At 58.8% G+C, this 6597-nt stretch carries 9 protein-coding genes; 8 read left to right on the forward strand and 1 reads right to left on the reverse strand.

Annotated elements, in window-relative coordinates; genetic code table 11:
- The 5 genes from A2J03_RS21785 to A2J03_RS21805 all read left to right on the forward strand — a co-directional run.
- Nucleotides 1-255 (forward strand): helix-turn-helix domain-containing protein (locus A2J03_RS21785; protein ID WP_082897999.1); only part of this gene is annotated, 255 nt, incomplete at its 5' end.
- 256 nt (nucleotides 256-511) lie between these two features.
- Nucleotides 512-1195, forward strand: coding sequence for a helix-turn-helix domain-containing protein (locus A2J03_RS21790; protein WP_068378152.1), 684 nt, complete (start codon nucleotides 512-514; stop codon nucleotides 1193-1195).
- A gap of 88 nt (nucleotides 1196-1283) precedes the next feature.
- The gene (locus tag A2J03_RS21795; protein ID WP_156520513.1) at nucleotides 1284-1733 is read left to right on the forward strand and encodes a hypothetical protein; all 450 of its coding nucleotides are present in this window, start codon (nucleotides 1284-1286) and stop codon (nucleotides 1731-1733) included.
- On the forward strand, nucleotides 1733-2344 hold the full coding sequence (locus A2J03_RS21800; RefSeq protein ID WP_068378156.1) for a hypothetical protein: 612 nt from the start codon (nucleotides 1733-1735) through the stop codon (nucleotides 2342-2344). Before A2J03_RS21795 ends, A2J03_RS21800 begins: the two co-directional genes overlap by 1 nt.
- Nucleotides 2332-3291, forward strand: coding sequence for a hypothetical protein (locus tag A2J03_RS21805; RefSeq protein WP_068378158.1), 960 nt, complete (start codon nucleotides 2332-2334; stop codon nucleotides 3289-3291). Before A2J03_RS21800 ends, A2J03_RS21805 begins: the two co-directional genes overlap by 13 nt.
- On the opposite strand, the gene A2J03_RS21810 is transcribed toward A2J03_RS21805, so the two are convergent.
- Nucleotides 3281-3676 (reverse strand): methyltransferase family protein, encoded by a 396-nt coding sequence (locus tag A2J03_RS21810; RefSeq protein ID WP_231912645.1) that lies wholly within the window; start codon nucleotides 3674-3676, stop codon nucleotides 3281-3283. The genes A2J03_RS21805 and A2J03_RS21810 overlap by 11 nt on opposite strands.
- A gap of 276 nt (nucleotides 3677-3952) precedes the next feature.
- Between A2J03_RS21810 and A2J03_RS21815 the strand changes: the two genes are divergently transcribed.
- The 3 genes from A2J03_RS21815 to A2J03_RS21825 are packed head-to-tail and all read left to right on the forward strand — an operon-like array spanning nucleotide 3953 to nucleotide 6447.
- Nucleotides 3953-4993: a DUF3068 domain-containing protein gene (locus tag A2J03_RS21815; RefSeq protein ID WP_068378167.1), complete on the forward strand. Its 1041-nt coding sequence runs from the start codon at nucleotides 3953-3955 to the stop codon at nucleotides 4991-4993.
- Between the two features lie 22 nt (nucleotides 4994-5015).
- Nucleotides 5016-6119 (forward strand): acyl-CoA dehydrogenase family protein, encoded by a 1104-nt coding sequence (locus tag A2J03_RS21820; protein WP_068378169.1) that lies wholly within the window; start codon nucleotides 5016-5018, stop codon nucleotides 6117-6119.
- A gap of 4 nt (nucleotides 6120-6123) precedes the next feature.
- Nucleotides 6124-6447 carry a hypothetical protein gene (locus A2J03_RS21825; protein ID WP_156520514.1) on the forward strand — a complete coding sequence of 108 codons (324 nt, stop codon included), beginning with the start codon at nucleotides 6124-6126 and terminating at the stop codon, nucleotides 6445-6447.
- Nucleotides 6448-6597: the final 150 nt, after the last annotated feature.

Genomic DNA, 6597 nt, shown 5'->3' on the forward strand with positions numbered 1-6597 from the left:
ATGGGCGATCTTGTCCTTGTGCCGCGTAATGAGCGCTTTCCCGGCGATTGGCGGACACTCCTTGGGCTCACGCAACCCCAGCTTGGATCGTTGGTGGCAATCAGTACCTCGATGATCGCCCGTATCGAACGCGGCGAGGTGAAACTGACCGACGAAAATGCACGTCGTCTCGCGCAGGCGCTCGATATCGAGATCGACGAGCTGGTTCGCAGCTATGAGCGAGCGCGCAATCGGCCGGCGGGCATGCAGGCATAACGAAGGCAGCGCAGCTCGATGTCGCCCGTTGGTCAACCAGGGTGCGGCCCCGTGTAACGACGTGGGTAGTTCGGCAACTAACGGCATGGGTGCAGTATCCACCCGATGCGTAGTCCGTAGCAACTTTGAAGCAAAATAAATGCAAATGAACTCAATGCCCTGTAGTGAGGCGCTTCTATGCTGCTCTCGACCACGACTTCGAGTGGATTTGGCTTTACAATTGCAAATAATTTGCAAACGGACGTAGGATGCGACAGTGGAGAGAACAGGCGGCCTGGGCCGTTTCGGCGAGGTCGTAGCCGCCCGGAGAGCGCGGCTAGGTCTGACCAGATTCGAAGTTCGCGACGCCGGTGGTCCATCCGACACCACACTTGGCAACATCGAGAACGGCACGCTCGGACGTGCACCCAGTCCGGCAACACTCAAGAAGCTCGATCTGGGCCTGCAATGGGCGAAGGGCAGCGCCGCAGATGCACTGGCCGGCGGCGAGCCCATTCCGCTGGAAAACCGATCCGATGAGAACTCTCGACCCGGCAACTACTCCTCTGGTCCCGACTCGATCGTGCTTCCACTCGATGAAATCAACAACCTGTTCGCGCTTCACCGGGAACTCAATGCCGTACAGGAAAGTTGTCGAGGGTCCGATCAACCAGCCGGCCTTGATCAGATCACGGCCAGCTTCAATGCCTTCGTTTCCCGAGTTGCCGGTCGGTATGCAACGGCCGTTCTCGAGCAAAACGGGGGACCCGGCTCGACCCTGCCCTTGGTCGCTGAAATGGCTTTCGCGCGATTTCTAGACGAGCCCGCCACCGGTGAAGACCCGCTCGAGCACGAAGAGCAACTCTACCGACGTTGGTTGGCTGGCCGCCACGCTGAGATCGACGAGGAGATGGACGCCAGGTTCAGAGAACGTTGGGGGGAGCGTGAGCGACGCGGTTGAAGTTGCGATCGAAATGGGCAAGGGTGCTTGCTCGGGACCAGGCGTCTTTTGGCAGTACTCCGCGGGGAGAGATTGGAAGGAAGTCACGATGTCCAGCGCGTTACCGCTACACGATCGAGTCAGCAGGCTGTTCGAGGGATTCCGCCATATGGGATCACCAGATGATCTCGATCCAGTTGTTGCAGCGCATGTGAGCGACAGAGTGGGATATGTCGTGAGCGCGGCCGAAGTGAAAGCGTTTCGCGATCATGGTTCCGACTCGCCGGATCCCGCTGTCTTGGAGGCAGTAGCGTCGTTCTTCGAAGCGCCCGTGACCTACCTGCTCGGCACGGGCGCCGAACAAGTGAACTACAACGACCAGCTCGACTACTTCGACAATGTACGGAACTCGCAGGCAACCGTATTCGCTTTGCGAACTCGCGTGCCCCAGCTGACGCCGGAGATTGCCGAGCGCTTGAGCGTGCTCGTCCGGGACACCCATGAACGTTTCGAGGTGCAGAGTCGGTCGGAGCCAACCGGGACCGGCGAATCGAAGTAATGGGTTCGGTGCAGGACGCTGCCGCCGCAGCGAAGACTGTCGATGATCCCGAGTTGCGTGCCAGTGTCTTCCTCGATGCGCTGGACATGCCGTTCGTCAGACCGTGGTCGATCGACCAATTTGTTGCCGAAGTCGGGTTCAAGATCGGCCGGGTAATTGTGGTACTCGACCTACCCGACGATCTCAGTGAGAGCGGTGAAGTATCAGGCTTCTGGGTGCGGACTGCCCCGGTCGACGTTATTTATGTCCGCATCGATGTCGATCCGCTGTTCAAAGAACAATGCATTCTTCATGAGGTCGCTCACATACTTCTCGGGCACGAAGCCGACATCGTCGTGACGGAGGCAATTCTCACCGAGTCGTTCATGAGAATGGCACCAGCCATCCCCAGAACAATGATCAATGCCCTCGCTGAGGAACAGCGCAGCAAGGTCTGTTTCACCCGAGTTCCGGACTTCCTGCAGCCAATCGAGGCAGAGGCAGAATGGCTGGGGACCGTCATGCTCGCTCGCGCCGACGCACTGCGCAAGCCCTTCTACCCCACGGGAATAGACCCGAAAGACGAAGAGACCTTGCGGAGGGTGGCCACAATTTTTGGGTGGCAGATGTGAGTTTTTTTGCCGAAGCAATCATCCCTGTTGTCCTGCTGCTGTTTTCTCTTCAACGCCTCCCCATGTACAGGTCGAAGCCGCAAACGCGGCCAATGACAGTCCTGTTGTTGACGCTCAGCACGGCGCAGTTCTTCCGGATTCATGCCCTCGCCGACGACAAACTCGACCCTATGCTTCACGGCGCCACCGGCATGTGGAATGTGTCGGTACTGATCGCTCAGGCCCTTGCGGTCTGCGCCGCAACCCAGTTGGTCGGGATTGTCGCCCATTCCACTCAAAGAAACTTTCCTCGCCCCTATCGCTATGGGCTCAGTGCGGCATTGATGGTGGGATTGGTCATCGCTTTCCTCCTCTCGCCTGCCCCAACCAGGCCGACCTACTACCTCAGCCAAACGTTCGTTGCCGAAGGATGGATGCTCGTCTACTGGGTCATCTTTCTCGGGAGCCTGTCGCTGTGCGTGACAGTGCCGCTCTACTTGTTGGTCCGAATGGCGTGGATCGTGAAAACCGGCGAGCTCGCAAGAGTTCTCGTCGGAGCTGCACTCGCGTGTGCGATGGTCTTGCTCTACGCAGTGCACAAGATCGCATACCTTGTTGCGTTCGGACGGAACGTGGATAACTGGTACACCCAGCACACGGTGCAAATCTCGCTATTCCTCATCATGTCCCCACTACTTTTCGCGGGTTACGTTGCCTGGGTTTACGTCTGGACCTCATTGCTGCCTCGCATTCAACGTTATCGACGCATTGTGTCGTACATGGAGCAGTGGCAGACCTTGGCGACTCAAAGCAACGCCATCCTCGCCGACAACCTGATACCAAGCTCCAAGCGCGCAGCGTGGCGCGCCAGCCGCAACTCAGTAGCGTCTACCCGACTGATGGTCGAGATGGTCGACGGCGAGGCTGTTGCACGCCAGGCCTCGACCATATTGGGAGCTAAAAAATGAACGGCACCAAACGTTTCGAACGCAACATGTACTCGGCGTACCCACTCCCCATGCCCTCGAGCATCGCGGCTTCCTCCGATGGAATTCTATGGACGTATCCGCCGATCAGAAACGCGACCATCGCGGGAGAAAGCCAGTTCCCGTACGCCAAACAGAAGCCGAGTGCGCAGACCAACGCCCCGGTGTACGACGGGTGCCGGATAAGCCAATATGGGCCCGTTTGCACCACCGGTTGCTCGGGGTGTGTGTGGACCTTGAAAGTAAAAGACTCTCCGAGTTCCCGAGCTGCAGCCAGTCTCAGCGCCTGGCCGAGCGCTGCGATGGTCAGTCCTGCTACGAAGATCGTCCGTGGACGACGAGCGCACACCGTGGCTGACGAGGCCACGCTGATGAGAAGGCCCCCGCCGTACGAGAGCACAAGACCACGGCCGACTGCGCGACCAGAACCATTGTCTCGATTTACAGAACCAATGCGCGGTTTCTGCTTGCTCATCCTGTATTCCGACCACACGAAGCCAGCGAATGCCGTCGCAAGCACCGCACCGGCAGGACGACTGGTCACGAAAAAGGGCTGCTTCCTGGCGGTCACGCTACCCAGCTTCTCAGATCCCGGACCCGCACCGGAACACAAACCGGACCAACCAACTTTGAGGACCACCGCATGACCACGACGACACGACCTGTCAAAGGATTGGCACTAGTGGGTGTCGGCGCGTTTCTGGCCGCAGCGTCAGCAACGATGGCCTTCCACATGGCTCCGAACCTGGTAAAAACCCCACTTGACGTCGACTCGGCCACGGTCGCTACTGGTAGCGCTACCTTGCTGGACACCGAGTCCCTCGTTCAAGGAATACCGAGAGTCGACCGCAATGTTCCGATCCGGGTCCTACAGCAAGTCACCGTCGAAGAACCCTCGGACAGCAATAAGATCACGATGCAGTCTGCTGTGCTGCTCCAGCGAGACGACAGGCCGGGAGAACGAGGCACTGTCAATGCCACTGTCGACCGATTCACCGCCGATCGCAGAACCGCGATGCCAATAAGTGATCCGATCGGATCCATTCAAAAGTACGTCGATCAACCTGCCGACGAGGTCACCCACGACGGCCTCTCCCTCAAGTTTCCCTTTGACGTCGAACAACGGTCGTATCCCTACTTCGACACGACCGCACGCCGCAGCCAGGCAATCGACTTCGCCGGCGAAACGACTCTCAACGGTTTGGACGTCTACCAGTTCGTGCAGGACATTGCGCCCCTAGATACCGGCGGGAAGCTGACACTCCCCGCGTCGTACTGGGGCATCGGCGGCGATGAAGAAATCTTGATGCACAGGTTCTACACAGCACAGCGCGAGTTGCTGGTCGAACCCACGACAGGTGCCGTCGTCTTCGGAAAGCAATCGGTGTGGCAGTACTACGGCCGTACAGCCGACGACCCGAACGCGGTCACCATCGTCGAGATGTCCCCACAACTTGATACCGAGACAGTCGATGCCCAAGTCCGACGCGCTACCGACTCCAAGCTCCTAGTGGAGTGGGTCGAGATGTACGGCCCACTTGCCCTCGGGACTGTCGGCGTCGCGGCACTGACAACGGGAGTACTTCTACTTCGGCGCAGGGGCACCGAAGGACATACCAGCTCGACGGGCGAGGGCAAAAGCAGCGCGCCTCACGCATACGAGGAGGCAAACGTCAGTGAGTGAAACACCAGGTTCTCGAATAACAATGGGCAAGCAGACAGCCAACGCGACTGATTGGGTCAATGAGGCGAAAAGGATGAGTGCCCGCGTACTGGAACCGGCTGCAGCACAGGTCGATCAAACCGCGTCCATCCCTGGTACGCATTTTAGCGAACTAGCAGAGCATGGGTTCTACGGAGTCGCTCTCGGCAGTGACAATCCCGTGCAGGCACTGTCTGCGGTGGGAGAAATTCTGGTAAGCGGGTGCCTATCAACGGCATTCGTCTGGGCACAGCACCATGGAACCCTGCTCAGACTTGCCACGTCGCGCAATCGTGCGCTCAAAGAGCGGTACCTGCCCGGTTTGCAAATGGGTTCGGTTCGCGCGGGAGTGTCCGGCGGGGGATACGCCGCACCTCAGCGCCCCCTGATCCAGGCTCGCCGGACGTCGGACGGCTACTCAATCGAAGGTTCGGCGCCATTCGTGACTGGGTGGGGTCTCGTCGACGTCCTAGGAGTTTCTGCATATGACGAGACAAACGATGAAACGGTGACGTTCCTTGCGCCTGCATCTGAGGACCACGGCCTGTCGTCGATGCGACTAGATCTGACCGCGGCCAACGCTTCTCAGACTGTCGCACTAAGTTTCGACGGTTATCGCGTCGACGAGACCGATGTAATGCATGTCGCGCGACGAGTTCGAAGCAGACAGGAAGCCATGTCAATGCTTGATCGAGCGATTGTTCGTATCAACGGTTCGCTTGCCCTGGGACTAGCCCGCCGAACCTTGACGGCTCTGGACACGTCGGGGCAGTGCAGTCAGGCAATGGCCAATAAGTTCACCGCGGTCAGGAACTCATTGGATCGCGCTGTCAGCGATACGTCTGTTGACATCCATGACGCGCGTGCGCAGGCCAGTCGCTTCGCCGTCGATGCATCGATTTACTACACGGCGATTACTGGTAGTCGAGCCGTACAACGAGGAGAACTAGCTGAGCGCACCGCCCGTGAGGCAAATTTCTCGCTCGTCTGCGCGACTACGGCTGAGATTAGGGCGCATGTACTGGCTGGTGTCGTAGACCGGAAGCGGACGCAGGTACGGTCCGCTTCCGCTGAACAGGCGGGTTCGTCGTACGAGGCGAGGGGTTAATGACATGAATGTAATTTCCGCGCAGCTTATCGGCGTGTCACAGCATCCCGAATTTGATTCTGGTTCAGGATGGACATCGGTTGGGACCGAAGACGTAGACGAAGGAGGCCATGCCATGCCGATGCCCAGTAAGGGTGACCGGACGTCGCTGACTGTCCGGCTGCCGTCGGAGCTTATTGACACGCTCAAGGCACAGCGAAGTTCGGCTGGCGCGACATCTCTAAGTCAATACGTCGCCGATCTCATCGCGATCGCCAGCGACCGCGAAGATCTGGCGCGCGAGCTTAATGGCGCGCATGAGCAGGGGGTGCTGCCCTTGACTGCGTAGCCGTTTTGACCTGAACCGACATTCGGGTCATACGTTCAACTGAATCTACGCAGCACCACGAAGACGACAAAAGCCCCCGGCATGCGGGCCGAGGGCTTTCGAAGTCGGAGAAGCGAGTGACTAGCTCGCTACTCGTTTTTGGTGCTCTTC

The organism is Rhodococcus sp. EPR-157 (genome assembly GCF_001647195.1).
Classification (GTDB): Bacteria; Actinomycetota; Actinomycetes; order Mycobacteriales; family Mycobacteriaceae; genus Rhodococcoides.